The organism is Nostoc sp. FACHB-133, from assembly GCF_014698055.1.
Classification (GTDB): domain Bacteria; phylum Cyanobacteriota; class Cyanobacteriia; order Cyanobacteriales; family Nostocaceae; genus Nostoc.
The window spans coordinates 52,793-78,335 of the sequence record NZ_JACJSH010000030.1 but is presented as its reverse complement, the minus strand read 5'-3'; the positions used below and the strand labels follow the sequence as shown (position 1 = coordinate 78,335).

Sequence of the window (25,543 nt, the reverse complement as noted above, 5' to 3'; positions counted from 1 at the left end):
ATTACTTATGTCTTTTGCTGGTTTTTATAATCTTAATGCAAAAATATTAATTTTATAAAAAGATTTTCACAATCGCACAAAATTAAATATTAAGGCTACTATTAGACAGAGGCAATAAATAATTAAATCTGAAAATTACAGTATAGATTTAATTAATATTGTCCGATTAATCCTGATAATATCCTAATGATTTAGGTAGCCATTGGAGGAATTAAATTATGTCAAATGTATTGACTGTTTCTCCTGATGATATTCTTGACCACATAAAACTTGCTTGCCAAATCCCTAATGTATTAGAGTCGATCGCAACCAAAAAAATTATTGAACAGGAAGCGAAAAAGGCAGGTATTCAAATTGGTTTAGAAGAACTGCAACGCGCAGCAGATAGCCTGCGTTTAGCCAACCAACTGCTCAAAGCAGAAGATACTTGGGCGTGGTTAGAAAAATATCATCTTTCTTTAGACGACTTTGAAGCAATAGCCGAAAACAACCTTCTCTCAGCCAAATTAGCAAATCATTTATTTGCAGACAAAGCTGAACAATTTTTTTATGCACACCAACTCGATTACATTGCAGCAGTCACTTATGAAGTTGTATTAGATGATGAAGATTTAGCGCTAGAACTATTTTATGCGCTGCAAGAAGGAGAAATTAGTTTTCAACAAATCGCCCGTCAATACATTCAAAATACCGAAATACGCCGGGCTGGAGGATATCAAGGAATACGTCTACGCACTGATTTTAGACCGGAGATTGCAGCAGCCATCTTTGCTGCTAATCCCCCACAAATTCTCAAGCCAATAACTACTCCCAAAGGAGTGCATATAATTGCAGTTGAGGAAATCATTAAACCTCAATTAGACGAACAAAGACGACTGAAAATCATTGGAGACTTGTTTACTAATTGGTTAAAGTCACAAACTGCTGCTATGGAAATAGTCACAAAGCTCACAAAGGATGCTAGTTCTAAAGTATCTAAAGATGTTTTAATACAGGCTTAATACCATTACCATCATTTGTGGTGGCTTTAGCGCTTTTCTGGTTGCAGCCAATCTCTTACGCAACGCAACCATGCCACTGTTCTAAGATAGGATTGCTACAAGTATTGACGTTAGGGGAGAGGTGACAGCTAATAGAGAATAATCTGTACCCAATCCCCTTAAATATCAGTGTTTAATTTCCAAATTAAGTATGTAGCATCCTAACTGGACTTTTTCTGCCCACAATTCATATTCCAGACGCAAATTCTCTGGTAAAGGATGTCCGTTGAGAGTTAGGCTACTAGTAAAATTTCGTAACCGAATAGGGTCGTTAGGTTGCAACGACTCAGTTGGCAACCAATAGCGACTAATACCATAAACGCCCTGTTCCCAAAAGTGACGATAACTCACTTGAGCGTTACCTTGCATAGTCATGATGACTCGATAAGGGGAAATCTCTAGCCACAAAATTCTAGGACTGTTAGGGGCGTAAGCTTTGCTCTTACTTTGGGGAAGCGTATCCTCTGGACTTACGACACTCTCTACTTCGCAGCTTATTAGGGGCGGTGCAGTTAGCAGCAAATGGAATCTATCAGTATCTTTTTGATACAATGTCGCAGCAGTTTCGACAACAGACCAGATTGGTAGGTCAGTGGAAATAAGTGATAAGCACACGGGCTTGCGGTGATGAGTCAGCATGGGAGCGATAAGGGCTAAAAGCTATTGAACAAAGTGAAATGAACACTCTAGCTGTCTAATAAATCAGGATAAGGAACTAAATAGTAAAACAGGCTTAATATTAATGAATCCGCTAATTTGTTATTAAGCTACATAAATCCGCATATAAACGGGTGTAATGTCAGCTTAGAAAGCAAAATCGGTACTTTTTCTAGAGACAGCTAATTCGTAAGCAAAGCTTGTAAATATTCTAAGGCTATAGCCTTAAAACAGTGAGAGTCGTTTTGGATGCTAAGAAACCTTCTTGAGGGAGACTTCCCGTAGCTTGAAGTAAGTTTCATACAGCAAAAGGTGATAGGATACTGGCAATAAGTCACCAGCAGTAAAAAACAAAGTCCCTGCTGAACTTTCGATGTATTCAAAAGCCAGTGTATCCTAATATCGGCTTCTGTTATAACCCAGAGACCGGACTTCAAAATGTAGTATGTATTTATTTTACAAAAATACCTTAAATGTTTATCGAACGCATTAAGTATAAATACTTAATGCAGTCTGGATTTGAGGTTAATGAACAACATTGCAGCCATAGCTAACTACTCGAAATTTATCTAGAATCTATTAATTACAAAAATATTATTTAGGGAAAGTTAATATTCCTATACTTAAAGGTATTAATTTATCTATCAAAGACGGAATCGCACAGAAAAATCACTGATAAGAGTGAGATTACTGCAACAGAACGAATCTTTAACCACCCAAATCAACTTTCTGAAGGTCAGTCAATAAGCTGACTTTAGTTATAACAGATGAACCGACGGTTGCATTAGATAGCAAAATATCCCAAGAAGTGATGAATTTGCTATCAGAGTTGAACGAGCAGTGAATGACTATTGTGATAGTAAATCACAAACAAAATATTGCAGATCAAACAAAACAACTGATTTATGTCCAGGATGGTTTAATTGTCTCTTGATTACCCAGATATGAAATAACTAATCTAGATTTTTTTGCAATTATTTTCTCTGCTCAACAGTCTTGTTACTTACTCATTGCTGTTAAGAATTTTTGGAACTTTGAAAAATTCGCCTTCCTGTTCAGGCGCACTGTTAAGAATACTTTCACGATTAGCATAGGGTTGCAATTCATCCTCTCGTGTGATATTGCTAACATCAATTGCCCGTGTTGTTGGGGGCACATTACTGACATCCAGCTCATCCAACTGTTGAATATAATCCAGAATACTTCCTAATTGGGTAGTAAATTGTTCCTCTTCTTCTGGAGTCAACTCTAAACGAGCCAGATTAGCTACTTTATGAACTTGTTCTTGGTCAATCATAAATTGTTCTTTTTCATTGGTCATTTTTCATTGGTCATTAGTCCTTAGCAAGTGACAAAGAACTAATGACTAATGACTAAAAGAATACGTCAATTTGCGATCGCCCGGTGGTTTTCAACCAGTTTTGGGCTTCGATGTAGTTATTGGGAGCCATGCGAATAGCTCGAATCCAATAGTCTGCGGCTTGGTCAAAGAGTGCTTCGCCAGCCTCGTTATCTCCTGCTTCTTTTTCCTTCTCGCCTTGGTAGTGATAAATCACGGCGATATTGTTCAAGGCTTGGGGTAGGCGTGGGTTTAACTCAATTGCCTGGTGATACAGTTCTAAAGCTTTGTTGTGGTCGCCGTTGCTGGCATAGATTAGCCCCATGTTGTAGAGAATATAACCGCGATCGTTGGTATCTTCCTCTAGTGTTAAAGCTTCTTCATAGTACTCCAATGCTTCAGCATATTCCCCTTCTGCTTGGGCCGACATGCCATCTCGATAATAAACAAACGCTTCTTTAGCTTTTTTGTTGGTTGGCAGGATCTTCAAGATGATATCTGCCATCACTGTAAAAGATTTGTCAACAAAATTATCGTTTTTTTGTGTTCTTGGCATATTTGTCTCTGGGTATTACTAGGTATGGGGCATTGGGTATGGGGCATTGGGCATTGGGCATGGCACAAGAGGTAGAAGTGCAAAGGGGCAGAGAGGAAAAACTTACTGCAACTTCTCCTCTGCTCCCCTGCTCCCCTGCTCCCCTGCTCCCTCATCTCCCTCATCTCCTAATCCCTTAGCACGCTCAATAGTTAATTTAACTGATTTGTGGGGGCGTTCTCCTCACTGAGTGGGATGATGCACTCTGGGCTATTATGCCGAGAGTTGTTTACCAAGGTGCTAACTGGGTACGCAATCATTGCTGGCGCTGGATAGGGACGCAATAGCTGCTGTAGGGTTTGGGGCGTTTGGACTTGAGAATCTAGCCATAAATCGTAATCTTTTGGCTCTAGAATCACTGGCATCCGGTCGTGGATAGGTTGAAGTAATTCGTTTGCTGCCGTTGTCAAAATTGTACAAGAGATTATTTCTTCGTTAGCAGGCGATCGCCATTTCTCCCATAAACCGGCAAAGCCGAAGGGTTGCCCATTTTCAAGACGAAAATAAAACGGCTGCTTTTTACTTTTACCTTGTTGACGTTGCCACTCATAAAAGCCATCGGCTAACACTAAACAGCGACGATGTTTAAAAGCCGAACGAAAAGCTGGTTTTTCGGCAACAGTTTCTGCCCTAGCATTAATCAGCTTTGCTCCCATTCCTGCATCTTTTGCCCATGAGGGAATTAATCCCCAATGCAACTGCTGAAATTCACGCTTTTCGCTTTCGGGGTTTTGTAACACAGTTGCCACCATTTGGGTAGGCGCGATATTAAAATCGGCTGCTAAATCTAGAACTGGCTCCACATAGAAAACTTGGGCTAAAGCTTCTGCTGACTGGTTTAGAGTAAATCTTCCACACATACTTTTATTCCCAACCACTAACTAAATTAAATATTTCAATCTAGAAATCAATAATATGTTTTTTATTTTTTCAGATAATTTTATTTAGTACTCAAAAGCTAAATTTTAAAAGAAATTATCCGGTTTTTGGAAAATATTTTGGTAAAATATTGTATTTTAAGCCTTCACTTATCAACATATTGATAACTGCATTTTAGCATGGAACTACTGCGTTTGTACGATTTTTTACCTTCCGGTAATGGTTATAAGATACGTCTTTTATTCACACAACTAGGTATGCCTTTTGAAAGGGTAGAGCTTAATATTTTGAAAGGCGAGACTCGAACACCAGAATTTTTAAGTAAAAATCCTAACGGAAAGATACCTATTCTAGAAATTGAGCCAGGGCAATACTTAGCAGAATCAAATGCCATATTGGTATATCTGAGTGAAGGGACAGAATTTTTGCCTTATGACCGCTTTTTACGAGCGCAAGTGCTGCAATGGTTATTTTTTGAACAGTATAGCCATGAACCTTTCATTGCTACATCAAGATTTTGGATTTCTATTTTAGGTAAAACTGAAGAATATAGTGAAGCTATTAAGGAAAAACGCGAACCAGGTTATGCAGCACTTAACTTGATGGAAAAACATTTAACCTCTAACACTTTTTTTGTAGGAGAGCGTTACACAATTGCTGATATTGCCTTGTTTGCTTATACTCATGTAGCTGACGAAGGTGGGTTTGATTTAACACCATTTTCTTCTATTCAAGCTTGGATAGAAAGAGTTAAAGCTCAACCAAGATATATCAGCATTTCAGAAGTATAAAAAGTTGATTTTACAATATCATGTCTCTCATTTATTGCCTCTGCTAGGGGTTGTCTTGGCAAAGAGGTAAAGTTTTTCAAGAAGACATTACTCAGTATCAACTAAGTACCTGTATCAATTTCTATCAGCTTTTGACGAGAGGATAAACCCGACTTGATTCTGATATCAGATTTGGCTACATCAAATTTATTTGCTAGGAGTTTAATTAACTCTTCATTAGCCTTACCATCAACTGGAGGCGATTTTAAATATACAGTCAGACTGCCATCAGGTTGTTCTTCAATTTTTTGCTGTTTTGAATTAGGTTTAACTTTGACTTTTTTTTGCATAACCCATTTTATATAATTGTCGCAGCCATAACCAACCTACAATACAACCCAATGCGTAATGAGGAAAATCCCACCATACAAAAGTAGTACCAAGTAATAATTTACCTATCAAGGTGGCACGAATTTCATTTAATAGTGGCGGATGCCAAAGTTGTAAGAATTCTAGTATACAGGTGATGACAAAAACCCATATAGGAATTTGGATTATAGCCGCCCGACTTCTGAACAACCAAAAAGCAAATAGACACCAAAATATTTCATAAAGTATATCTCCTCCGTAGTCATTAAACCACTGATGACCAGACCCACTGTAAAACTTAGAAAAAAGGCCCATCGGTACAACGATGAGCATAGAAATAATAATAAATATTGTTTGTTTACGAGATTCGAGCATTTTATGAAGGCTAAAGACTAAGGAAAATTTTAGCCTCTACACTGCTCTTTCTTAAGAATTCCTAATTTTGTATTTTATTAATAGTACTTACATAAAACTACACGCTGTAGGGTAAATACCCTGCGGGTGACGCTCGTACCTCTTTACAAGACGCTGCGCGTAGCTTGCTTCCCCACAAGGGTATGCTACCGCTACGCTAACGCTACTTCCTTGATGCCGGAGAACCCATACACCGGAATGGCTCACCGCTTTGCGCCTACATGAATTGCCCTAAGAAGAACATCTTTCTTTTCGGCTATTGTTTGCGTAAGTCTTGTTAGGGATATCTTCTGCTACCAGCGCCCACTACACCGATTTTGTGGCGATAGGAGAGTTCGGCACCGAACCAGCCGGAAGCGCTGGTCAGCGTACCAACAACGAGCGAAATTAACAGTCCCCAGGGAACTATTCGGGATTCAGCGTCGCCCCAACGTAGGAGGAAGTTGACGAGTGATAAAACTAGGATAGAAACGTTAAGGATCAAATGCACCCAACCGGCGGTGCGCTTGCGAACTCGTTCAATTTTCAAAAAGTCGCTCAGACCGATCGCAGCAGCGAGTAAACCTCCAGCTAATCCGAGTCCGATTAACCATAGCGAAGCCCTAGCCCAAAAGAAATCACCAGTTAACCAGTAGCCGATGTCACTTCCCAAGGCGGCGGCTAAAAAGGCGATGGGAAAGATCACACTCAGGGGATGTAGGGGATGTCCTGCGATCGCAACTGTGCTAGGTACGCCAGTATCCCGATATTCACTGTCATTACTTTCAATAACTGGTGGAATATTGGGAAAAGGTGTTGAACTTGTTTGCGTTGTTTCTGTACTTTCCATTATTTAGTATCCTCAATTAATTAGTTTTTAAGCAGAAGTGATTTGTTCAATATAAGCTTCAGATTGTAGGGTTAGCTTGCCTACCTCTGCTCTTAGTTGCCTAACTTGTAGATTCATTCCCTCTAAATCAAAATTACTCAAATTTAAAATCTCACTAGTTTCATCTATCAAGGCTTTTGTCAAATCTGGCGATATTTCTTCACTTTCGCCATACTCAACATTTTCTAGAGAAACTGTTTTTCCATTAGGGCTGATCTGAGGAATCGCGGAAAAAGCAACTTGGTGATTCTCACCTGTTTCTACTAATTTTATACTGGCATTTAGTACTATTTTTCCATAGCCAGGTAATCGAAACTCTACATTTTGTGGTTCAATAGCCGTCAATTGCCCATTAACATGGATTTTTTGACTTTGTAGCTGCGATCGCACATATTCTGAGTTAAAAGCTCGATTAATATCAGCTTCAGTTAAGACAACCTGGGCATTAGCTTCAGTAGCGACTGTCTAACTCAAGATCCAATCCAAAAAACTATCCAAGGAATGAGTACCGGATTGTTAGCTGGGGCTGGGGCCGCTTGCGGTGCAGTATGGCAGTTACGGCATGAAGATTGAGCCTAAACTACCACTAACCTGGAGTTCCGGGTTAGTGGTATGTTTCTGTAATAAAATTCTGATTTATATAGCTTTGGAAGAACACCGATCTATTAATGCACGAGCAAATTTCTGGTGTTGTTCAGCTAGATATTGAGGAGACATAAACTGAGCATTACCCATGAAGCGGTACACCCAGCGACAAAACTCCTCCAGCGATTGATCGCTCAGGAAGTTTAACAATATAATCTACGTAAGTAGGTTTGCTATGTGTCTTATTCATAAGTCTGGGTTAATCGCCTGGATTGATGAACGAAATAATCAGCTTTTTGGTCACTTACGTTGTTTTATTGACATTAGCTAGCTTTGAAGCAACAGGCGATAGCACTTGGGGGACTACAATGATTCGTGAAAAAATCGGTAGTCCCTACAAACTGATGCAGGTCTTGTCAGTTGTTAAGAGGATCTAGCACTACCCGTTCACCCATCCTTAAGTTTTCACTTATATCGGGCGAACGGGGCGTGCTTTGGTTCCAATGTTACTAACACCCCTTAATTAAGTAAAATACTTAATTAAGTGTATTTGCAACGAACCGATTATGGACTGACGGAAGTCCCAGGTGCCCCCTGTGAGTTAATTGTGAACAGTAACGTCGTATTATCAATTAAAGCTTTTGATCCCGCTGGTAAGAACGCTGTTGCTACAGTGTTATACGCGGCAGCAGTTAAGAGTCCACCACCATTGAAATTAGCAGATTCTTCAGCAGACATTTGGTAGAACAGTTCGTTCGGTTGACCAAATTCTATGATTTGATTTGACATAAATTGTTTACCTCACTTACGTTTTATAGGTTGATTAGAACCTATGAATTTATGATGAATTTAATTGGTATATTTAGCATGATTCTCAAGGAATAGATTAACAGAATATTTTTCTAACTTTCAGGTGACAACAAAAAAAATAGAATAAATAAATATTATTATGTTTAATTTCCTAAGCTGCAAAAAAATGTGCATTTATCAACTTCTGAGACTTTTATTTAATAAAGATTTGAGGCTTTATTTCCTCGCAGAAAAGAATAGTTATAGACAAAAATGAAACCTAAGAATATGTAAGCTTTTGGGCTATTACATCAGCCCAAAGTGATAAAAGCAATCGCAATGAATGTAAAGAAACCATTCTGTTTTCTTAGAAGAGGGTTAATTAATGTTCGTTTGGGGCCGCAAAGTATAATCCTCTGTAAACAACAGAAATAGCTCTGGAGAATTTGCCAAAGCACTTTGGCAAATTCTCCAGAGTGATCGCGTCCACTAGTTGAATCATTTCCCCATAGTTGTGTTGTTTCTAGTGGTCGTGTCTACTCTATCCACTGAGGGAAACAAGTTGACGTGAAACAAAAGACTGATTATGGACTGGGGAAAGCACCAGGGGGTGGCTGCGAGTTAATTGCAAACAGTAATGCCGTATTTATTTTTATATCATCCGGAATGTTTAACAGAGTTGCTAGGGTAATATACGCGGCAGCGGTTAAGAGTCCAGCGCCATTAATAGTAGCGGATTCTTCAACAGAAATTTGAGTGAACAATTCAAGGTCTTCGATAACTATCATGGTTTATTAAGAGTCGAGATTCTGGCTAAAACGGAAATTAGGACAAACGCATTTAAAGTATAAGAATCCTGGCATAAGAGAGGCAGCAAGGGTTTAAGTCCCCCACCAAAATATCCGATTTGGTGAATCGGAATTAGATGGGGTTGCAGCCTCATCTAAATTCCAATCTCCTGCTTCCTGCCTTCTTCACTAGCAAGGGTTTGGGCGTTTTATAAATTAGCCTATTTTTAAATTCAGATCCTTATCCAGCATGGATTTCAGAAACTCCGTGCGTTCGTCCTGGCTTACTTATTTAGATGATTTCCACCTAATCACTCGACTATAAGGATTATTTATTAAAGATTCATAAATCCAAAGACATAACTTACACTCTATCTTTTGACTATGCCAAAGGTTAAAGGTGAAAGGGCTATGTATTAGTCACATCTTTCTTAACAAAAGAATGAAAAGCTAGAAAGTAGATATAGTATTAGTTTCAGGAATTGAAGCTTTGTTTTGAGAAGTAGTAGAACGTGTTAAAAGCAATAGAAATTAATCAAAATATTGAAGAGAAGTAGGTAGTCCCTGTGAACTGGTATAGGTTTTGTCATTAACCACTTATTAGAATAGGAACTACCAGTAAATATCCCATGATAAAGCCTGCTGTTTAGTTTATTGCTCCTTTTATACATTTACAGCCAATGATTTTCAGGCTTTCTGACAAGCCAATTGTCTAACTGTGCTAACACTTCGTTGCAACGGACTGAATCGATATCTGGCTTGGGATGCAAAAAAGCAAGCATCTGGACGCATTTGCATTCTTGGTAACTTATAGAGAATAATCACAAATAAAGCAGCTTTGGCATCTTCGTGCGAGATAATAAATATAAAATATGGCGATCGCAATCGATTTTGGTACTAGCAACACAGTCATTGCTCGTTGGAACCCTGTAACCCAGCAGCCAGAAACCCTGACTCTACCAGGTTTATCAATTAAACAAAGTCTTAATCCGCCACTGATTCCCAGCTTGGTTTATGTTGAAGACGCAAGTCAAAATCAAGTCTTAGTCGGGCAACAAGTACGCGATCGCGGTCTTGACCTCAAAGGCGAAACGCGATTTTTCCGCAGCTTCAAGCGCGGTATTGGTGCAGATATCCAAGGTTTCTTACCCGAATTAGATGGGCAAATTGTCACCTTTGAACAAGTAGGACAATGGTTCCTCACCAAAGTAATTGAAGAACTAGCGCCCCTACAAGGTGGGTTAGATTCTCTCGTGTTAACTGTACCCGTAGACAGCTTTGAAGCTTATCGTCACTGGTTGGGAAACGTTTGCCAATCCCTCCCCGTTGAACAGGTGCGAATGCTGGATGAACCCACAGCCGCAGCCTTGGGTTATGGTTTAGCAGATCAAGAAATTCTTTTGGTGATTGACTTCGGCGGCGGTACTTTAGATTTGTCCCTTGTGCGGTTGGATCAAGGCGTGCAAGCAACTACAAAGCCGTTGGGATTTCTCCTCAAGTGGGGTAATAAGTCTCTGGCTGAAGATTCAAAACAAAAAGTTAAAACTGCCCGTGTCCTGGCGAAAGCTGGGCAAAATCTAGGCGGTACTGATATTGATAATTGGTTGGTAGATTACTTTGCCAAAACTCAAGAGTTGGCGGTAAGTCCCTTGACAACACGATTGGCAGAACGAGTAAAAATTCAGCTATCAACCCAAAACCAAGCTAGTGAAGTTTATTTTGATGATGAAACATTTGAAAGTTATGAATTGGAATTAAACCGCGACACTTTTGATAATATCCTCAAAGAACACGCATTTTTTGAGTTATTGGATGAGTCGATGACGACACTGTTGCAGCAAGCAAAGCGCCAAGGGATAGAACTTCCTGATATTAATGCCGTTTTGTTAGTTGGTGGAACAGTGCAATTACCAGCAGTGCAGACATGGATAAAACAGTATTTTGAGCCAGAAAAAATCCGTTGCGAACGTCCATTTGAAGCGATCGCTCAAGGTGCTTTACAGTTAGCACAAGGGATACAAATCAAAGACTTTCTATATCATAGTTATGGTATCCGCTACTGGGATCGCCGCAATCAGCGCCACAAATGGCATTCTTTAATTAAAGCTGGACAGGCATATCCAATGAGTCAACCAGTGGAATTAGTCTTAGGTGCTTCTTTAGAAAATCAGCCCAGCATTGAATTGATTATGGGAGAATTGGGAGCAGATACGGGTAGTACCGAAGTTTATTTTGATGGCGATCGCTTAATTACTCGCCGTCTGGAAAATACTGAAACCAGCGTCAAGCCTCTCAACGATCAAGAAGGCGCAAGGACAATTGCTCAACTGACACCAGCCGGATATCCTGGAAGCGATCGCATCAAAATTCTCTTTCAAGTTGATGAGCAACGCTTTTTGCGAATCACCGTCGAAGACTTGTTAACCAATGACACGCTTTTGGAAAATCAACTTGTGGCACAGTTGAGCTAAACTATTGCGCGTTTAACTAAAAGGATTTAAAAGTGGGATACCGCAGCCATCAAAATCCCGGATGTTGCGCGTTACTAAAGTCAATTGATGAATTTGAGCAGTAGCAGCAATCATCATATCTGCTTGGGTATGTGTTTTCCCACTTAATCTTAGTTGACCTCGCAATTCACCGGAGCGCTTGGCAATTTCAATCGTGATAGGCAATACTTGACAGTTATTTTCTAAAAAGCTCTCGAACCATATTTGAATTCTAGGGTTGGGCTTGAATGTCAATCCGTAAAATATTTCTTCAACGGTGATCGCACTCAAAACTATAGAGGAAACTCTTTCTGCCCATTTCTGTACACCAGAGTTAGGTTGGAGTCTTACTAATTCGCTGATAATGTTAGTGTCACAGAGAAAAGTCATCGATGGCATCAGCGAAAGGGTTAAGACGGTCTTGGCGGGTGGGTACTTCGAGGATATAATCTTCTTCAACAACTATCTGGCGTAGTTCTTTGAAAACATCAGCTAGAGAAATCTTTTCGTGCTGCTTGCGCCATGTCAAGAACTCCTCAAATATCTCAGCTTCAACAACAACAGCCACCAGTTCATTTCGGTTGTAGATGAGTTGCGGTTCCTTTGTGACAGCATGAATCAGTTCGGAGAACCTCTGTTTCGCTTCTGCAATTCTCCAGTTCATTCTCTTACCTCTTTTCTTCACGATCATGTCTATTATAGACATGATTTATGTCTATAATTTGGTATTTACTATGGAGCAATGTCCACGACGAGCTACGCCTACGCTTCTTCTCATTCGAGGCGAGTTATTTCTAGCCACCCATCTTTAACCATCCAAAAACTTGATTGACGGTTAGTGCAAGTTGAATTTCTGGTAATACAGGCAAAAAATCTTCTCCCTGGAGTAATACTGGTTGTTGGCCCGAACGGAAAACCAAAATTGAGCGATCTGTTGGATCAATTAACCACCCTAATCGACAACCATGTTGTAAGCAGTAAAGAATGTTGCCAATTACTCGGTTTGAACTCTGTTCTGGAGAGAGTATTTCAATTGTCCAATCTGGCCACAACAAAAAATCGTTGGGAACTTCCCCATCAACATCAAATGGAATTCGTGACCAGTTAAAAACCGCTACATCAGGGACAATTGAGCGCATATCAAAGCTACAACGCAACTCTGGAAATGCATAAGCAATTTTTTGGCTTTCTGCTACTTCGTTAATAGTATTGCAGAGTCTTAGCTGCAATCGACTATGCTTCCCTTTCGGCATTGGCTTAGGAATAATCTCACCGTTAATATATTCACTTGCAGGCTTTGTTTCTGGGAGCTTCAGAAACTCATCCAGGGTAAGTAGTTTAGTAGTTGGGTAGCTCATAGCTCCTAAATACTTCGAAGATGTGTTTTTAGTTTAGCAATATGTATAGACAGGTGCTTAACTCGTGAACGCACCCGTCCATATATCAAAGGCAGAATTGCAACTCTTAATTACGAATTACGAATTATTTATGCACCACTACTAAAGTCCCATAGCTAGCCCAATTGTAAACATTGCGTGCTTGCTTAACAGGTAAATTTACGCAACCGTGGCTGACTGGAGTGCCAAAACGATTATGCCAGTAAGCGCCGTGGATGGCGTAGCCTCTGTAAAAATACATCGTGTAAGGAACATCAGGAATATTGTAGCCCCTGCCTCGCATCCGATGAGTGCGATACTTAGAATTAATCCGAAATCTACCTATGGGTGTGGGAGTTGATCGCTTCCCTCCAGAAATACGGTATGAATAAACAAGTTTTTTGCCTTCCCATGCACGTAACCGTTGTTCTGACAAGTCAATTTCAATCAAGCGAGGTTGGGATGTTTGGCTGATATTAGACTCAGTGATGCCATTTTCATCTACTGACGCACCGATCGCTGTATCAGAGTGGCGATCGCCTGCTAACGGTGCTGACCAAGAAAATAAAGCCACCACCATCAGCGCCACACCTGTACAAAAAGTTTTGGAAGAACGAATCCCACCACTACGAATCCAGGATTGCATTATGCCTCACCTTCTAAAGTACGCAAAAATCATGAAGTGAAGTAATTTTCTGGAAACTACAAATTTCCAGGGTAATTACTAATTTGCTGTGAAGGATTTACGCAATTCATCCGCTAATGCTTTTCCAAACCAGTCCTAAACTAATCCGCATCTAATTAGTCATTGGTCATTTGTCATTTATTAATGACTAATAACAACTTTTACAAAAAAAATCTGTAATTTAAATGCGTCAATGCAAATTTTCCCGGAATTAATATTTGCATTTGTAGTTTCACACAGTAATTGTCAGGATTTACGCTTATTTCTTTGGGGCAAACTGGATAATACCAAATTTAGGAAAGGACTTTTTGTCCTAAATACCAAATTTAAAATCCAAAATTGGTCTGAATCCCCTTTTATATATTTTATTTCAAATTCAGTAATTACGACTCCGAAGATTCCCAGCATAAAATCTTGCTGGGAATCACTTAATTGTCTTGATTTGTTGTTATTAATTATTTTTCATAGATTGCCTTTTGGCTGGTTCACCTGCTATTTCTGGATGACTATTGGTGTCCCTACTGATGCCCACTGAAATAGCCATTTTGCATGTTTGGGTGCGATATTCACACAGCCGTGGCTTACTGGAGTGCCAAATTTTTTATGCCAGTAAGCTCCGTGAATACCGTAGCTACCTTGGTAAAACATCGCATAAGGAACATTGGGAACATTATAGTTTTCTCCCTGCATTCGCGTAGTTTTAAACTTGGATTGAATTTTAAAAGTACCAACAAGAGTGGGAGTAGCTTTTTTGCCAGAGGAAATAGCACTTCCATAAACCACTCTGTCACCTTCCCAAGCTATTAATCGTTGCTTTGAAAGGTCAATTTGAATCCAGCGCTGATCTGATTGTTGTAATGTCTGAATTTTTTGGGCAATTACTTGATCTTTAGAATTTGCCCAAACTTCACTCGTTCCAGTAGTAGTAAAAACACTTAAAGACAGTGCTGTACCAGTAAGCAGTATTTTTAAGCGATGCACCCAGTCAGGATAAATCAGTTTTTTCATTTTAGATACACTCACACTCAAATCATGAAGTCTTGAGAAACTTATCAGGTTTCACTTTTATTCCCTATCTATTAATTTAATAGACGTGAATTTTTAATAATTTGATTCTAATTTAACCTAACTGTTGTATGAGGTTTTTTGCCCTAGATGCGATCGCTTGCCAATTTCCCTCTGTGACAAGCTTTTTGGGAAATAATTCACCGCTCAAACCGACAGCGATCGCTCCGGCTTGCAAAAATTCTTTAGCATTTTCCAGAGTCACACCGCCTGTAGGAATTAAGGGAATCTGACTTAGTGGCCCTTGCAAACTTTTAATGTAATCAGCTCCTCCCACTGCTTGTACGGGAAACACTTTTACACAACTAGCGCCCTGACTCCAAGCGGTAACAATTTCTGTAGGAGTCAACGCTCCTGGGATGATAGGTATATCTTTTTCTTGTGCTGCTTGAATCATTGCTGAGTCAACGTGGGGTGTGAAGAGGAATTGCGCCCCAGATGCGATCGCTTCTTGTAGCTGTTGCACATTGAATAATGTACCAGTGCCAATAGTACAAGCAGGTAATTTTGAGCGTAGTTGACTAATTAATTCTCCAGCGCGATCGCTATTCCAGGTAATCTCAATCAGCTGCATTCCCCCAGATGCTACAGCCATTGCCATTTCCTGTCCCACTTCAAGTTTAGGGGCGCGGATAACTGCGATCGCACGATGTTTTTGCAATTGTGATAACCAAATTTCATTAGGCATTTTGACTGGGAATTAGGGATTAGGGACATTCCAAATGTGTTGGCGCGACAGCATAACGCACCTGTTCTCTTTAGGCGGCGCATTAGGCTTAACCCCGTAACTACTGGATAATTTATTTTCTGGAAGTCCCATGAATCCAATACAGACCTAACCCTATCTGCAAGAGCAAGTACTCTCTATTCTGAAGATATGCAAGATGGGTCAATAGTAGCTAGCTAATTAAGAATTGTGAATCGTCTAAAAAAGGCTAGAAACTGCATCTAAGCTGTCTCTAGCCTTAATTAATTTAATGGGCAGTACCAGACTCGAACTGATGACATCCTGCTTGTAAGGCAGGCGCTCTACCAACTGAGCTAACCGCCCTTTTGACCAATCCTTAACTAATATAGCAGAAGATTTTGCATTGCGCTAGTAGTTTTGGGAAAATCTTTTTTTCTCTTATACTGGCTCAGTATTAAGTTACTCAGCACTGGCTCAACGCCCCGCTATCGCTAACAGGATTAAGATGCCCTCTGGTCGGACGCACGATCGCATTACTATGTATGCTCTGCCGTTGGTGGCGGGCATTACTTTCTGGCAGACTCGCAGTAGCAATGCGACTTTGTTGGTTGCAGGCGGGTTTCTATTTGGAGGGCTGATGTTTGGCCCCGATTTGGATATTTACTCTGTGCAATTTCAACGCTGGGGTTTCTTGCGCTGGATTTGGCTACCTTATCAAAAAAGTCTGCGGCATCGTTCTTTTTTATCCCACGGGCCGATTATTGGCACGATTCTGCGGATACTTTATCTAGGGTGTTTGCTAGCTATCTTGGCAATTTTGGTTTTGGCAATTGCCCAAAGATTATGGAATCTAAGTTTTACTTGGCAAGATTTGGGACAAACTGTAGGGCGATCGCTCCTGCAATATGATACTGAATATGTCGCCCTGTTTTTAGGGTTGGAACTTGGTGCGATGAGCCATTCTCTGAGCGATTGGAGTGGTTCGGCATACAAGCGCGTGCGAAAGCAGGGGGTTCGGGGGTTGCTTCCTAGTGGCAAAATGAAGAAGCGGAAAGTTACAAGTCGCGGTACTCGTCGAGCTACAGTTACCAGAAAGAGCAACGGCAGAACGACAAAGGACAAATGACAAATGACAAATGACAAAGTTGAGACTTTGGCAGCTTTGCAGGAATTGATTGAGGTGGTGGCGAAATTGCGATCGCCTGATGGTGGTTGTCCGTGGGATTTGGCGCAAACTGCCGAAACGCTTACGCCTTATGTGATTGAAGAAGCTTATGAGGTAGTGGATGCAATTAAGAGTGGGGATCAGAAGGCGATCGCAGAAGAATTAGGCGATTTATTATTACAGGTAGTATTGCAAGCCCAAATCGCTAGCGAATCGGGACAATTTTCTCTCAAAGAAATAACTCAGGGGCTTTCTCAAAAGTTGATTCGCCGTCATCCTCATGTGTTTGGTGATGTGTCAGTAGCCAGTGTGGATGAGGTGCGGCAAAATTGGGAACAAATCAAAGCGCAGGAAAAAGGCGAACCATCCCCAGAGGCGCAAAAACTTAGTGCTAAACTCGGTCGTTATGGGCGCACCCTTCCCCCGTTGACAGCAGCGATGAAGATTTCTCAAAAGGCTGCTGCTATTGGGTTTGAATGGGAAAATATTCAGGGCGTTTGGGATAAGTTTCATGAAGAATTGGGGGAATTTCAACAGGCTTTAGCTGAGGAAACACCAGCGCGACAACAAGCAGAATTAGGCGATTTACTCTTTGCAGTTATTCAGCTAGCCCGTTGGCATAATCTTGACCCTAGTGCTGGTTTGCAAGGTACAAATCAGCGATTTGTCCAGCGATTAGAAAAAATGGAGGCAGTTGTCGCTCGCCCCCTTTCTGATTACAGTTTGGATGAGCTAGAAAATTTGTGGGAACAGGCAAAAGCCCAACTTGCCAAAGAAGGCTCGTGAACTACCCCGCCGTAAGACGGACGGGGCTTCCCAATTCATCGGGAACAGCCTCCAGGACTTCGTAGTTCTATTGGGCATTTATGAATTCCCCCTACCGCCAAATAGTAAATTACAGCGATTTTCAGGTAAATAGACCATAGGATAGGGTAGGCAATACGATTCGGTTAGGGCAAGAGGTGCGATAAATCGCCGTCTCTACAAAGGACTGATTATTGTAAAGACGGCGATTTATCGCGTCTTTGTGATCTAGGGCGTGTCATCAAAAAACCTTATCCGAACCGTATTGGGGGCGGAAGACCTTACGCCTCTACTACGACGGGTGTGGTTCAAATACATGAAAACTGCTGTAAATATAAGCGACATCATAGCCAAGCTCGATCGTATTGAACAGGCCAGAGTTTATCGTGTCCTAACTGTTTAGCTGCCAGATGCGGCCAATAAGGATTGCGGAGTAGTTCACGTCCTAACAACACTATATCGGCTACTTCTGTGCGAATAATCTCGTCAGCGTGTTCAGGAGCTGTAATTAAACCTACGGCTCCTGTATGGATATTGGCTTCGCGGCGGATGCGTTCAGCAAACTGAGTCTGATAACCAGGTTGAATTGGTATCTTGACACCTGGTATAATTCCCCCTGATGAAGTATCAATGAGATCAACTCCTAGAGACTTAAGTTTGTCACTTAAAGCGATACTTTGCTCAATGTCCCAACCCCCATCTACCCAATCGGTAGCAGAAATACGTACCCAGAGTGGATTTGTCTGGGGCCAAACCTCTCGAACTGCTTGAACAACTTCTATGAGCAGACGAATCCGATTTTCAAAGCTACCACCATAATCATCTTGACGTTGGTTAGCAAGCGGTGAAAGAAATTGGTGGAGTAGATAACCGTGAGCAGCATGAATTTCTACTATCTTAAAACCAGCTTGCAGAGAACGTTTAGTACCTTGGACAAAAGCATCAATAACTTCCTGAATTCCCTCAAGACTTAGGGCTTCTGGAACTGGACTATCTTGGCTAAAAGCGATCGCACTACTCGAAACTAAGGGCCGCCAACCTTCCTGAGATTCATCCAGCGTTTTCCCTCCCTTACTGGGTTTGGCAGTGCTGGCCTTTCTACCTGCATGAGCAAGTTGAATCCCTGCAACAGCGCCAAAGTTATGAATCAATGCCACAGTTTTGGCTAAAGTTTCTATATGTGCATCTGACCAGATTCCTAAATCTTGCGGGCTAATGCGCCCACGCGGTTCTATCGCTGCTGCTTCTGTGAACACTATACCTGCGCCGCCTACTGCGCGAGAAGCTAAATGAATAACGTGCCAATCATTAGCATATCCATTTGTACTGGAATATTGACACATGGGTGAAACGGCGATGCGGTTCCGGAAGGTAACTTCACGAATCTTGAATGGTTCAAACAGATGTGCCATTAATATTGATTCCTTCTCTTGCTAATCAGAAGCGTTTCATTCATGTGGAATTGCTGGTTTATTTACGCTGTGGTGCAGTAGAAGCCTGGTTAATATTTGGATAAATCGGCTTATCATTAGGCTCTTGGCTCTGCAATTCCCAAATATCATATTCTACTTCTTCTTGATCCACTAATAACTGTAGATGATCTGGTAATTTAGCTTTTTGCGAAACTGTCCAATTTTCTCCATATAAACATTCTCTTTCAATTTGTCCATAAAACATAAGTTTATTCTCCAGTAATGTCACAGTTTAAGTTTAGTAACTCCTGATTTTGAAAGACGAAGTAATAATTTTTCATTCTTAATTTGCATTTAAAATACATGTACTATTTGCCTCTAATATTGGTTATTAATAAAATCCCTCACTTGTGGATAGTTAAGTAGCTTGTTTAGTTTCTGAGTTTTGGGTTCCTTTTCTCGACCTTGCAATGAGACTAATGCCAAGGCATACTTTTTATCTTTAGCTGTCTCCTGTCCTGTAGATTGCAGTTTTATTGCTGCTAAAGCAACAGTTTGAGCCGAAGAAACAATTAAGTCTACATCATTAATAGCTCGACCTAATTGGACTCCTTCGCAGATTTAAGACTTTCCAGAAAAGACCGAGTGTGCTTAATAAAACTATATTTAATGCCACTAAATTGATTGTGAGTTCCTTGACAGTATTATTCATGAAAGACCAATGTTGAAAAAATTGGCATCCATTACTTTGTCTCTTAAAGCTGTATTCGGTTGTATCTAATCATTAAAAGTAACAAATTTTACCTCTAATCTTTCTTTAGGTGCTAGTTGAGTATTTACAAACTAATATCTTCAGAGTTGATTTCTGGCATTAAGAATGTGTTCTGCTATCAAAGTTGTAGTAAACCCGCACTGTTCAGCCAACTGGAGCAGATCCTTAGCTCGTGAGTAACTGGCATCACGAGGTTCAAGAGGGTGGTTCATTATGCCGCAGTTGCCATAAACGGGAATGGCTCAGACATAGCTTTCAAGAACCCTTGTAATAGAGGCTAAAAGTTTATTTGGCACTAAATTTTGAGTTTATTGGCTAACTCAGATAATTTGCTGCTTATTCTACGGTAATTCGACCAATTTAACGTAGTATATATTTATGAGGTTTACATAGATTGTGCTAAAAAACAAGAGATATTAAAATTTATTAATATTACGCCTTCAGAGGGTTAAGTCTGTGGCAAAAACTTTTTTAAAAAAATAAAGAACAAGTATGATTCTTGTCCTCAATGGTTAAAACAACAGATTCTGCGTCAAATGCGTTAGAGGATGTTTTAAAAGTCTCCTTGTCGGTATCAAAAGTTCTAGATCCTTCTAAACCCATGCCACCTGCTCATGGGGGAGACCCCTTCTCTACAAGACGCTCCGAAAAGGCGCTAACCTTTCCCCTTAAAAAGGGTGACTTTGACTGTAGTCGATGCCGAGAAATTGACCAGCAGTTCGCTGTCCAAATTGGGATGTTCCCAATATTTTTGCCATTACCATTGTGAAAAAGGGTGTTTTACTAAATTGCTGTTGAAATATCTGGAATCATCAGAAACTTCTTGTCCAATCCAACTTGGTAGTTCAATTTGTTGATTTTCATCATTCAGTTCAACTTCTGCCAAAATTAATCCTTTATTAACACCATCAAACTCATCTATTTCCCAAATCAAACCACCCGATTGGATTTTATATCTGATTTTTTCTATAAAGGGACGTTCACATAATGCCTCAAGCATTTCTTGAGCATCTTCAACAGGAATAGGATACTCAAACTCTAATCTCGAATATTTTATACTGGGGCCTTTTATAGTCAAATAACTCTTTTCCCCTACTATACGTATGCGTACAGCCGCTTTGTCTTGTGTGGCAATGTATCCTTGACGATATACACTACCTTCAACTAATCCTCTCCAGCTATCTCCTTTCACTAAAAATTTCCGCTCTATTTCTTTCGCCATTTTAGTTACCTGATTATTTGCTTTTGTCTAGAAACAAGCTGAGTTATTTAAAAAAAATCCATGCGATCGCTCATTTGCACGATGACTATCTTCTAATTCAGCGTCTCCCACTAGTAGTTCGCTTTCGTGACTTGGCGGGGTAAAGGGTAAAGGGGAAGGTGGGGTCCCCTCTGGGGATAAGGGGCGGGGGGAAAGGTTTCAAATCCCTTACCCCTTACCCCTTCCCCTTTCCCCAGCCATCACGCAGCATTTTTGGGTTGGCAGACTACTAGTCAACTGCTGTCAGGATTCAGGTCTGTCAAATTTTTCAACCGCATACTCTGACTGTAATACACCCTTATCTGACTTTAAAATATGTTGGTCAAGCCCTACTAGAGGTGGAGAATAAGTACTCTGCAAGGGTTCAAAGTACGTCAAAATTTAGATAAACGCGATCGCACTTACCGACAATGCAGATTACCCAAAGTCTCCATACAGCAATTCTTGTGACTGACTTAGAACGCTCTGAACAATTTTATGGCAAAGTGTTGGGATTATCCAAAATAGATCGTTCCCTAAAATACGCTGGTGCATGGTATCAAGTCGGTAACTATCAGATTCACCTAATAGTTGCACCTACTGTCCCTACCGAAAACCCCAACGAAAAATGGGGACGCAACCCTCACGTCGCTTTCTCGGTTGCTAACTTGGACGCTGCAAAACAAGAGTTGCTCGATCATAATTATCCCATTCAACCCAGCGCTTCCGGTCGCCCTGCCCTATTCACTCAAGATCCTGATGGAAATATTATTGAGTTAAGTCAGGAGTGAGGGGGAAATCAATTAAAAATTAAAAATTAAAAATTCAAGAACTTCTGCCTTGTCTACGACACGTTGCACGATTTGCCTTCTTTTTCCCAATGACTAATGAAAATAATTGCTTATTCTTACACCAATCCGCTATTAGAATCTTCTCCCGATCAAGCTGATTGGGGATGGGAGGTGGATTGGGTTTATGAAGATTTGGGTAAGCCAGAGTCTTCTGGACAGACTACGCGAGAGTCCTACGGACACGCTACGCGATCGCAATTACAACAATTATTTACCGATTGCGAAACTGAACCAGCAGATTATCTCTTGATTCGGCGACTGGAAGAATTAGGAGATACTGTAGAGGAAATTAGCGATCGCTTACATAAACTCGAAGCGATGGGAGTAGCGATAATTGCTACAGAACAGCCCTATACTTCCGAAAATTACCCTCTGGGTGCTGACTTGCTGAATTTGCTAAATGCAATCCAACGCCAGCAACGTAGTCGTCGCATCCGTCAAGGACACGCCCGTAATCGTCTTGAGGTTGCGCCGCCACCTGGTAAAGTTCCATATGGCTATCGCAGAGGTAAGGGAAAATATACTGTTGATCGCAGTACTTCACCAGTAGTCAAAGATTTTTTTGAACACTTTTTACTCTACGGTTCCCTGCGGGGTTCGGTTCGTTACTTGGCGAAAAAATATGGCAAAAAAATCTCTGTCACAACTGGGCGACGCTGGTTGACTAATCCAGTTTATCGCGGCAATACAGCTTACCAAAATGGTGAAATTATCTCTAATACACATATTCCGATAATTTCTAAAGAAGAAGCAGCCCAAGTTGACCGACTTTTACGCCGTAATAGCCGTTTACCATCCCGAACTGCTAGTGCTAGGCGTTCTTTAGCTGGATTGGTTGTCTGTGCTGAGTGTCAGTCACATTTGACAGTTACTCGTGTCACCCAACGCAACCAAGATAAGGAGTATCTTTATTTACGTTCTACTAGCTGTCCTCAACGCCCCAAGTGTAAGGCTATTCCTTACCAAGAAGTGTTGGAACATACAATTGAAACCGTTTGCCGTGACTTACCCTTAGCTGTCGCGGGGATGAATTTTCCCCAATTGGATGCAGTCAAGAATAATTTAGGGCAAGCGATCGCTCGTCAGCAAGAAATACTTGCTCAGTTACCCGGTTTAATCGAAACTGGAATTTTAGATGTTGAAACAGCAAAGCTAAGGGCTTACAAACTCCGCACAGAAATTTCTGCACTTGAAGCAAAGTTGGCGACTCTTCCCCCAGTTAATTTGCGTTCTGTTGCTCAAGCTGTTTCAATACCCCAATTTTGGTTAGATTTGTCGGAAACAGAGCGACGATTTTACTTTCGAGAATTTATCAGACAAATTAAGATTACTATTCAGAATAAAGAGTTGCAATTACAAGTTATTTTTATTTTTTAATGCCAGTGTTAAAAATAAATAATATAGCCGTAGCAATACCTAAATTATTCACTATTTAACCACGAAGTAATTCTAAAACTTACCAAATTGTGATTAAGAAAACCTTTCTAATATTTAATTCTATTGCTCATTAGTGTGTCTCATTATCTCGTTCTCTGTCTTCGGATGGGAATGCCTAAAATGAGGCTCTGTCTGTTAATTCTCGGCAGAGGCAATGATGAGCATTTCAAGCCTCTGGCTAGAAACGAGGCTATTAGCCTTAGAATAAATTCCAAGGTAAAATGCTAAAGAACCGGAAGATTTAAAAAATGTTGGTAATTACTTAAGTATTCACCCAAAAGTATATGCACTAGGGGTAATACTTTGCGGTAAGCTACTTCTGTACGTTCGCGCAGCGTGTCGCAGTAGCTTGCCCTTACCGAATTATCAGGGTTTTGGCTATTGTTTGCGTAAGTCCTATTATTATTCAAATAAATTAAAACTAATTTATTTAAGTATTCAGCACCTTCTTAAACCACTACAACAAATGTTCCATATATTTCTGAAATTAGCTAGAGAAAAACTAAGCAGATAAAAATTAAACTAAGCATCATGCTCAAAACAAAATAAATACAAGTTAATTTACGGACTAAGTAACAGGTGATAAATAATTTTTTGACTGTATTATTTTTATCATTTTCCGATTTATATGTTATTTCAATAGTTAAGATAAATTTTTCAAAAAATAGCGCTAATTAGATAAAGTTGAGTTAATCTTGGAAACTAGCAATTGTTAAGAATATACGTTGCTACTGGGTGGCAACATTGGAGATTCGCTTTGGTCTCTATGTAATCAAACCAGCAAGTAAAATGATTAACATAGAATATGCAAGAAGGAAGCTTTATTTGGAGTCATCTAGAAAAACAGCATCGCACGGTTGGCAGATGGATTGATTGGGTATGGCTAATAGTATTGCTGTTGGCAGCAGTATTACTGTTTAGCATCAATCTGGGAGGATTGCCCCTGCGAGATTGGGATGAAGGGACTGTGGCACAGGTTGCTCGTGAAATTTGGCACGCTCCAGAAGGTTCAATGCGTTGGCTTTTCCCAACGCTAGGAGGCGAACCATATCATAACAAGCCGCCTCTGATACATTTGCTAATTGCCTGGGCTTATTCTCTAGGAGGCGAAAATGAGTTCACAACTCGTCTACCTGGAGCAATTTTAACAGCGACATCTGTACCTTTACTGTATTGCATTGCTCGAGAGATATTTCGCCAACGTTGGGCTGCTATTTATAGCGCCTTAATTTATCTAACAATGCTACCTGTGGTTCGTCATGGGCGGCTGGCAATGTTGGATGGGGCGATGGTAAGTTTTTTGATGGTGATGATGTTGTGCGTGTTGCGATCGCGCCGAGATTTACGTTATTGCCTTGGCGTTGGTGTCAGTTTTGGGTTAATTTGCCTAACTCAAGGACTGCTAGGTGTATTGCTAGGTGCGATCGCGATCGTATTTCTGTTTTGGGATACGCCACGGCTGCTCACCTGCTACTATCTGTGGATAGCAATCTTCATTGGCATTGTGCCTGTAGCTGGTTGGTATAGTGCCCAACTAATTCATTATGGTTACACTTTCGCCCAAGTTGGGCTTGTAAACCCATCACTCGGTCGAATTGGCTCATTTGGAGAAGGTAATCCTGAACCACCTTGGTACTATGTGATTGAACTTCTCAAATACACATGGCCGTGGTTATTATTCTTACCGCAAACTGTCCGCTTAACCTGGGAAAATCGCAACCTTAGCTGGGCAAAACTAGTAATGGCGTGGAGCGGTGTTTATCTATTGGTAATTTCTTTCATGATTACCAAAGTCCCCTGGTATTTATTCCCGATTTACCCCAGTTTAGCTTTAGCTTTTGGTATCCAATTATCAGAGACAGAAAATTCGCCTTTACTTTCATCCTATCCCCGCGCTTGGGTTGCTGGTTTGGCGATACTTGCTGTAGTTGCTTCTGCTGGTAGCATTTATTTCAGTTGGGGTACAACATCACAAACAGATTTACAACTGATTTTTGCCGCAGTCGCTTTAACCATGACCTTAGCAGCTATTTTGGCAGAACGAGGCGACGGGCAATTTCTGAAGATTTTGTTTTGGGGAAGTTACCTTTCGCTGCTACTGTTAATGAAATCTAACTACTGGGTTTGGGAATTATCTGAAGCCTATCCAGTTAAACCAGTCGCCGCCATGATTGTGCGGGCAAATCCGGCTACGAGGAAGATTTACACATCTTTTGCCTACCATCGTCCCTCGCTGGATTATTATAGCGATCGCACCATTATTCCCGCTTCTGTTGGCGAACTGGAATATTATTGGCACTACAACGGGCAACCCTACTTTCTACTTCATGCATCTGCTTTGAACAATCTCCAACTAGATTCGATGAAGTTAATTGACCAAGCTGAAGGCTGGAAGTTAGTTACGAAAGATATTAATCGTCTTTAAGTTGAGCATTGGACATTGGGTATTGGTTATTAAATTCTTGC

28 protein-coding genes, 1 tRNA gene and 1 pseudogene are annotated in these 25,543 nt (G+C 40.6%); 8 read left to right on the top strand and 22 right to left on the bottom strand.

Features of this window, described 5'->3' with window-relative positions; all coding sequences use genetic code 11:
- Positions 1 to 218: 218 nt before the first annotated feature.
- The gene (locus H6G86_RS22875) at positions 219 to 1,001 is read left to right on the top strand and encodes a peptidylprolyl isomerase (RefSeq protein ID WP_190936230.1); all 783 of its coding nucleotides are present in this window, start codon (positions 219 to 221) and stop codon (positions 999 to 1,001) included.
- A 165-nt stretch (positions 1,002 to 1,166) separates the two neighbouring features.
- Here H6G86_RS22875 and H6G86_RS22870 read toward each other — a convergent pair whose 3' ends face one another.
- From H6G86_RS22870 to H6G86_RS22855, 4 genes are all read right to left on the bottom strand, one after another.
- The gene (locus H6G86_RS22870; RefSeq protein ID WP_190936229.1) at positions 1,167 to 1,679 is read right to left on the bottom strand and encodes a hypothetical protein; all 513 of its coding nucleotides are present in this window, start codon (positions 1,677 to 1,679) and stop codon (positions 1,167 to 1,169) included.
- 1,021 nt (positions 1,680 to 2,700) lie between these two features.
- Entirely contained in the window at positions 2,701 to 2,994 is a 294-nt protein-coding gene (gene gatC, locus H6G86_RS22865) for an Asp-tRNA(Asn)/Glu-tRNA(Gln) amidotransferase subunit GatC (RefSeq protein ID WP_012409901.1), read from the bottom strand.
- Positions 2,995 to 3,070: 76 nt separating this feature from the next.
- Positions 3,071 to 3,592 carry a photosystem I assembly protein Ycf3 gene (locus H6G86_RS22860; RefSeq protein ID WP_012409902.1) on the bottom strand — a complete coding sequence of 174 codons (522 nt, stop codon included), beginning with the start codon at positions 3,590 to 3,592 and terminating at the stop codon, positions 3,071 to 3,073.
- 191 nt (positions 3,593 to 3,783) lie between these two features.
- On the bottom strand, positions 3,784 to 4,491 hold the full coding sequence (locus H6G86_RS22855) for an SOS response-associated peptidase (protein ID WP_190936228.1): 708 nt from the start codon (positions 4,489 to 4,491) through the stop codon (positions 3,784 to 3,786).
- 198 nt (positions 4,492 to 4,689) lie between these two features.
- On the opposite strand from H6G86_RS22855, the gene H6G86_RS22850 reads away from it, so the two are divergent.
- The gene (locus H6G86_RS22850; protein WP_190936227.1) at positions 4,690 to 5,301 is read left to right on the top strand and encodes a glutathione S-transferase family protein; all 612 of its coding nucleotides are present in this window, start codon (positions 4,690 to 4,692) and stop codon (positions 5,299 to 5,301) included.
- Positions 5,302 to 5,402: 101 nt separating this feature from the next.
- On the opposite strand, the gene H6G86_RS22845 is transcribed toward H6G86_RS22850, so the two are convergent.
- From H6G86_RS22845 to H6G86_RS22820, 6 genes and pseudogenes are all read right to left on the bottom strand, one after another.
- On the bottom strand, positions 5,403 to 5,630 hold the full coding sequence (locus H6G86_RS22845; RefSeq protein WP_190936226.1) for a DUF167 domain-containing protein: 228 nt from the start codon (positions 5,628 to 5,630) through the stop codon (positions 5,403 to 5,405).
- A complete protein-coding gene (locus H6G86_RS22840) occupies positions 5,608 to 6,024 on the bottom strand; it encodes a ribosomal maturation YjgA family protein (RefSeq protein ID WP_190936225.1) in 417 nt (138 codons plus the stop codon). Before H6G86_RS22840 ends, H6G86_RS22845 begins: the two co-directional genes overlap by 23 nt.
- A 316-nt stretch (positions 6,025 to 6,340) precedes the next feature.
- Complete coding sequence (locus tag H6G86_RS22835; RefSeq protein WP_163931756.1) at positions 6,341 to 6,892, bottom strand: DUF2231 domain-containing protein; 552 nt, start codon at positions 6,890 to 6,892, stop codon at positions 6,341 to 6,343.
- 27 nt (positions 6,893 to 6,919) lie between these two features.
- A pseudogene (locus H6G86_RS22830) lies at positions 6,920 to 7,387 on the bottom strand (LmeA family phospholipid-binding protein); the annotation flags it as partial.
- Positions 7,388 to 8,080: 693 nt separating this feature from the next.
- The gene (locus H6G86_RS22825; RefSeq protein ID WP_190936224.1) at positions 8,081 to 8,305 is read right to left on the bottom strand and encodes a hypothetical protein; all 225 of its coding nucleotides are present in this window, start codon (positions 8,303 to 8,305) and stop codon (positions 8,081 to 8,083) included.
- A gap of 584 nt (positions 8,306 to 8,889) precedes the next feature.
- Positions 8,890 to 9,093: a hypothetical protein gene (locus H6G86_RS22820; RefSeq protein WP_190936223.1), complete on the bottom strand. Its 204-nt coding sequence runs from the start codon at positions 9,091 to 9,093 to the stop codon at positions 8,890 to 8,892.
- Between the two features lie 872 nt (positions 9,094 to 9,965).
- Between H6G86_RS22820 and H6G86_RS22815 the strand changes: the two genes are divergently transcribed.
- Positions 9,966 to 11,564 carry an Hsp70 family protein gene (locus H6G86_RS22815; RefSeq protein ID WP_190936222.1) on the top strand — a complete coding sequence of 533 codons (1,599 nt, stop codon included), beginning with the start codon at positions 9,966 to 9,968 and terminating at the stop codon, positions 11,562 to 11,564.
- 12 nt (positions 11,565 to 11,576) lie between these two features.
- Here the strand turns inward: H6G86_RS22815 and H6G86_RS22810 are convergent, their stop codons facing one another.
- The 7 genes from H6G86_RS22810 to H6G86_RS22780 form a co-directional block, all read right to left on the bottom strand.
- Complete coding sequence (locus tag H6G86_RS22810; protein WP_228057977.1) at positions 11,577 to 11,981, bottom strand: type II toxin-antitoxin system VapC family toxin; 405 nt, start codon at positions 11,979 to 11,981, stop codon at positions 11,577 to 11,579.
- Positions 11,956 to 12,246, bottom strand: a complete 291-nt coding sequence (locus H6G86_RS22805; RefSeq protein ID WP_190936221.1) for a type II toxin-antitoxin system prevent-host-death family antitoxin — start codon at positions 12,244 to 12,246, stop codon at positions 11,956 to 11,958. Before H6G86_RS22805 ends, H6G86_RS22810 begins: the two co-directional genes overlap by 26 nt.
- Before the next feature lie 130 nt (positions 12,247 to 12,376).
- A complete protein-coding gene (locus H6G86_RS22800) occupies positions 12,377 to 12,940 on the bottom strand; it encodes a Uma2 family endonuclease (protein WP_190936220.1) in 564 nt (187 codons plus the stop codon).
- Between the two features lie 124 nt (positions 12,941 to 13,064).
- Positions 13,065 to 13,604 (bottom strand): L,D-transpeptidase, encoded by a 540-nt coding sequence (locus H6G86_RS22795; protein WP_190936219.1) that lies wholly within the window; start codon positions 13,602 to 13,604, stop codon positions 13,065 to 13,067.
- Positions 13,605 to 14,135: 531 nt separating this feature from the next.
- Positions 14,136 to 14,651 carry a L,D-transpeptidase gene (locus H6G86_RS22790; protein ID WP_190936218.1) on the bottom strand — a complete coding sequence of 172 codons (516 nt, stop codon included), beginning with the start codon at positions 14,649 to 14,651 and terminating at the stop codon, positions 14,136 to 14,138.
- Positions 14,652 to 14,763: 112 nt separating this feature from the next.
- Positions 14,764 to 15,396, bottom strand: coding sequence for a bifunctional 4-hydroxy-2-oxoglutarate aldolase/2-dehydro-3-deoxy-phosphogluconate aldolase (locus H6G86_RS22785; RefSeq protein WP_190936217.1), 633 nt, complete (start codon positions 15,394 to 15,396; stop codon positions 14,764 to 14,766).
- A gap of 290 nt (positions 15,397 to 15,686) precedes the next feature.
- Positions 15,687 to 15,759: transfer RNA gene (locus H6G86_RS22780), tRNA-Val, on the bottom strand.
- Positions 15,760 to 15,901: 142 nt separating this feature from the next.
- On the opposite strand from H6G86_RS22780, the gene H6G86_RS22775 reads away from it, so the two are divergent.
- Both H6G86_RS22775 and mazG read left to right on the top strand, forming a co-directional pair.
- Positions 15,902 to 16,522, top strand: coding sequence for a metal-binding protein (locus H6G86_RS22775; protein WP_190936216.1), 621 nt, complete (start codon positions 15,902 to 15,904; stop codon positions 16,520 to 16,522).
- Positions 16,523 to 16,525: 3 nt separating this feature from the next.
- Positions 16,526 to 17,347, top strand: coding sequence for a nucleoside triphosphate pyrophosphohydrolase (mazG, locus tag H6G86_RS22770; RefSeq protein WP_190936215.1), 822 nt, complete (start codon positions 16,526 to 16,528; stop codon positions 17,345 to 17,347).
- 362 nt (positions 17,348 to 17,709) lie between these two features.
- Here mazG and H6G86_RS22765 read toward each other — a convergent pair whose 3' ends face one another.
- From H6G86_RS22765 to H6G86_RS22745, 5 genes are all read right to left on the bottom strand, one after another.
- Entirely contained in the window at positions 17,710 to 18,777 is a 1,068-nt protein-coding gene (locus tag H6G86_RS22765; protein ID WP_190936214.1) for an NADH:flavin oxidoreductase/NADH oxidase, read from the bottom strand.
- Between the two features lie 58 nt (positions 18,778 to 18,835).
- The gene (locus H6G86_RS22760) at positions 18,836 to 19,042 is read right to left on the bottom strand and encodes a hypothetical protein (protein WP_190936213.1); all 207 of its coding nucleotides are present in this window, start codon (positions 19,040 to 19,042) and stop codon (positions 18,836 to 18,838) included.
- A 113-nt stretch (positions 19,043 to 19,155) separates the two neighbouring features.
- Positions 19,156 to 19,398, bottom strand: a complete 243-nt coding sequence (locus H6G86_RS38850; protein ID WP_313931375.1) for a MetQ/NlpA family ABC transporter substrate-binding protein — start codon at positions 19,396 to 19,398, stop codon at positions 19,156 to 19,158.
- 231 nt (positions 19,399 to 19,629) lie between these two features.
- Positions 19,630 to 19,761, bottom strand: coding sequence for a hypothetical protein (locus H6G86_RS39635; RefSeq protein WP_277883657.1), 132 nt, complete (start codon positions 19,759 to 19,761; stop codon positions 19,630 to 19,632).
- Between the two features lie 545 nt (positions 19,762 to 20,306).
- On the bottom strand, positions 20,307 to 20,771 hold the full coding sequence (locus tag H6G86_RS22745; RefSeq protein WP_174712249.1) for a CYTH domain-containing protein: 465 nt from the start codon (positions 20,769 to 20,771) through the stop codon (positions 20,307 to 20,309).
- Positions 20,772 to 21,220: 449 nt separating this feature from the next.
- On the opposite strand from H6G86_RS22745, the gene H6G86_RS22740 reads away from it, so the two are divergent.
- The 3 genes from H6G86_RS22740 to H6G86_RS22730 all read left to right on the top strand — a co-directional run bounded on the left by H6G86_RS22740 (position 21,221) and on the right by H6G86_RS22730 (position 25,502).
- The gene (locus H6G86_RS22740; protein ID WP_190936212.1) at positions 21,221 to 21,580 is read left to right on the top strand and encodes a VOC family protein; all 360 of its coding nucleotides are present in this window, start codon (positions 21,221 to 21,223) and stop codon (positions 21,578 to 21,580) included.
- 96 nt (positions 21,581 to 21,676) lie between these two features.
- Complete coding sequence (locus tag H6G86_RS22735) at positions 21,677 to 23,017, top strand: recombinase family protein (RefSeq protein WP_190936211.1); 1,341 nt, start codon at positions 21,677 to 21,679, stop codon at positions 23,015 to 23,017.
- Positions 23,018 to 23,882: 865 nt separating this feature from the next.
- Positions 23,883 to 25,502, top strand: a complete 1,620-nt coding sequence (locus H6G86_RS22730; RefSeq protein WP_190936210.1) for an ArnT family glycosyltransferase — start codon at positions 23,883 to 23,885, stop codon at positions 25,500 to 25,502.
- Positions 25,503 to 25,543 lie beyond the last annotated feature (41 nt).

Excerpts from the sequence above, each read along its gene's own strand:
- H6G86_RS22875 (WP_190936230.1), top strand. The coding sequence starts at position 219 with ATGTCAAATGTATTGACTGTTTCTCCTGATGATATTCTTGACCACATA.
- H6G86_RS22870 (WP_190936229.1), bottom strand. The coding sequence starts at position 1,679 with ATGCTGACTCATCACCGCAAGCCCGTGTGCTTATCACTTATTTCCACT.
- gatC (WP_012409901.1), bottom strand. The coding sequence starts at position 2,994 with ATGATTGACCAAGAACAAGTTCATAAAGTAGCTAATCTGGCTCGTTTA.
- H6G86_RS22860 (WP_012409902.1), bottom strand. The coding sequence starts at position 3,592 with ATGCCAAGAACACAAAAAAACGATAATTTTGTTGACAAATCTTTTACA.
- H6G86_RS22855 (WP_190936228.1), bottom strand. The coding sequence starts at position 4,491 with ATGTGTGGAAGATTTACTCTAAACCAGTCAGCAGAAGCTTTAGCCCAA.
- H6G86_RS22850 (WP_190936227.1), top strand. The coding sequence starts at position 4,690 with ATGGAACTACTGCGTTTGTACGATTTTTTACCTTCCGGTAATGGTTAT.
- H6G86_RS22845 (WP_190936226.1), bottom strand. The coding sequence starts at position 5,630 with ATGCAAAAAAAAGTCAAAGTTAAACCTAATTCAAAACAGCAAAAAATT.
- H6G86_RS22840 (WP_190936225.1), bottom strand. The coding sequence starts at position 6,024 with ATGCTCGAATCTCGTAAACAAACAATATTTATTATTATTTCTATGCTC.
- H6G86_RS22835 (WP_163931756.1), bottom strand. The coding sequence starts at position 6,892 with ATGGAAAGTACAGAAACAACGCAAACAAGTTCAACACCTTTTCCCAAT.
- H6G86_RS22825 (WP_190936224.1), bottom strand. The coding sequence starts at position 8,305 with ATGTCAAATCAAATCATAGAATTTGGTCAACCGAACGAACTGTTCTAC.
- H6G86_RS22820 (WP_190936223.1), bottom strand. The coding sequence starts at position 9,093 with ATGATAGTTATCGAAGACCTTGAATTGTTCACTCAAATTTCTGTTGAA.
- H6G86_RS22815 (WP_190936222.1), top strand. The coding sequence starts at position 9,966 with ATGGCGATCGCAATCGATTTTGGTACTAGCAACACAGTCATTGCTCGT.
- H6G86_RS22810 (WP_228057977.1), bottom strand. The coding sequence starts at position 11,981 with ATGCCATCGATGACTTTTCTCTGTGACACTAACATTATCAGCGAATTA.
- H6G86_RS22805 (WP_190936221.1), bottom strand. The coding sequence starts at position 12,246 with ATGAACTGGAGAATTGCAGAAGCGAAACAGAGGTTCTCCGAACTGATT.
- H6G86_RS22800 (WP_190936220.1), bottom strand. The coding sequence starts at position 12,940 with ATGAGCTACCCAACTACTAAACTACTTACCCTGGATGAGTTTCTGAAG.
- H6G86_RS22795 (WP_190936219.1), bottom strand. The coding sequence starts at position 13,604 with ATGCAATCCTGGATTCGTAGTGGTGGGATTCGTTCTTCCAAAACTTTT.
- H6G86_RS22790 (WP_190936218.1), bottom strand. The coding sequence starts at position 14,651 with ATGAAAAAACTGATTTATCCTGACTGGGTGCATCGCTTAAAAATACTG.
- H6G86_RS22785 (WP_190936217.1), bottom strand. The coding sequence starts at position 15,396 with ATGCCTAATGAAATTTGGTTATCACAATTGCAAAAACATCGTGCGATC.
- H6G86_RS22775 (WP_190936216.1), top strand. The coding sequence starts at position 15,902 with ATGCCCTCTGGTCGGACGCACGATCGCATTACTATGTATGCTCTGCCG.
- mazG (WP_190936215.1), top strand. The coding sequence starts at position 16,526 with ATGACAAATGACAAAGTTGAGACTTTGGCAGCTTTGCAGGAATTGATT.
- H6G86_RS22765 (WP_190936214.1), bottom strand. The coding sequence starts at position 18,777 with ATGGCACATCTGTTTGAACCATTCAAGATTCGTGAAGTTACCTTCCGG.
- H6G86_RS22760 (WP_190936213.1), bottom strand. The coding sequence starts at position 19,042 with ATGTTTTATGGACAAATTGAAAGAGAATGTTTATATGGAGAAAATTGG.
- H6G86_RS39635 (WP_277883657.1), bottom strand. The coding sequence starts at position 19,761 with ATGAACCACCCTCTTGAACCTCGTGATGCCAGTTACTCACGAGCTAAG.
- H6G86_RS22745 (WP_174712249.1), bottom strand. The coding sequence starts at position 20,771 with ATGGCGAAAGAAATAGAGCGGAAATTTTTAGTGAAAGGAGATAGCTGG.
- H6G86_RS22740 (WP_190936212.1), top strand. The coding sequence starts at position 21,221 with ATGCAGATTACCCAAAGTCTCCATACAGCAATTCTTGTGACTGACTTA.
- H6G86_RS22735 (WP_190936211.1), top strand. The coding sequence starts at position 21,677 with ATGAAAATAATTGCTTATTCTTACACCAATCCGCTATTAGAATCTTCT.
- H6G86_RS22730 (WP_190936210.1), top strand. The coding sequence starts at position 23,883 with ATGCAAGAAGGAAGCTTTATTTGGAGTCATCTAGAAAAACAGCATCGC.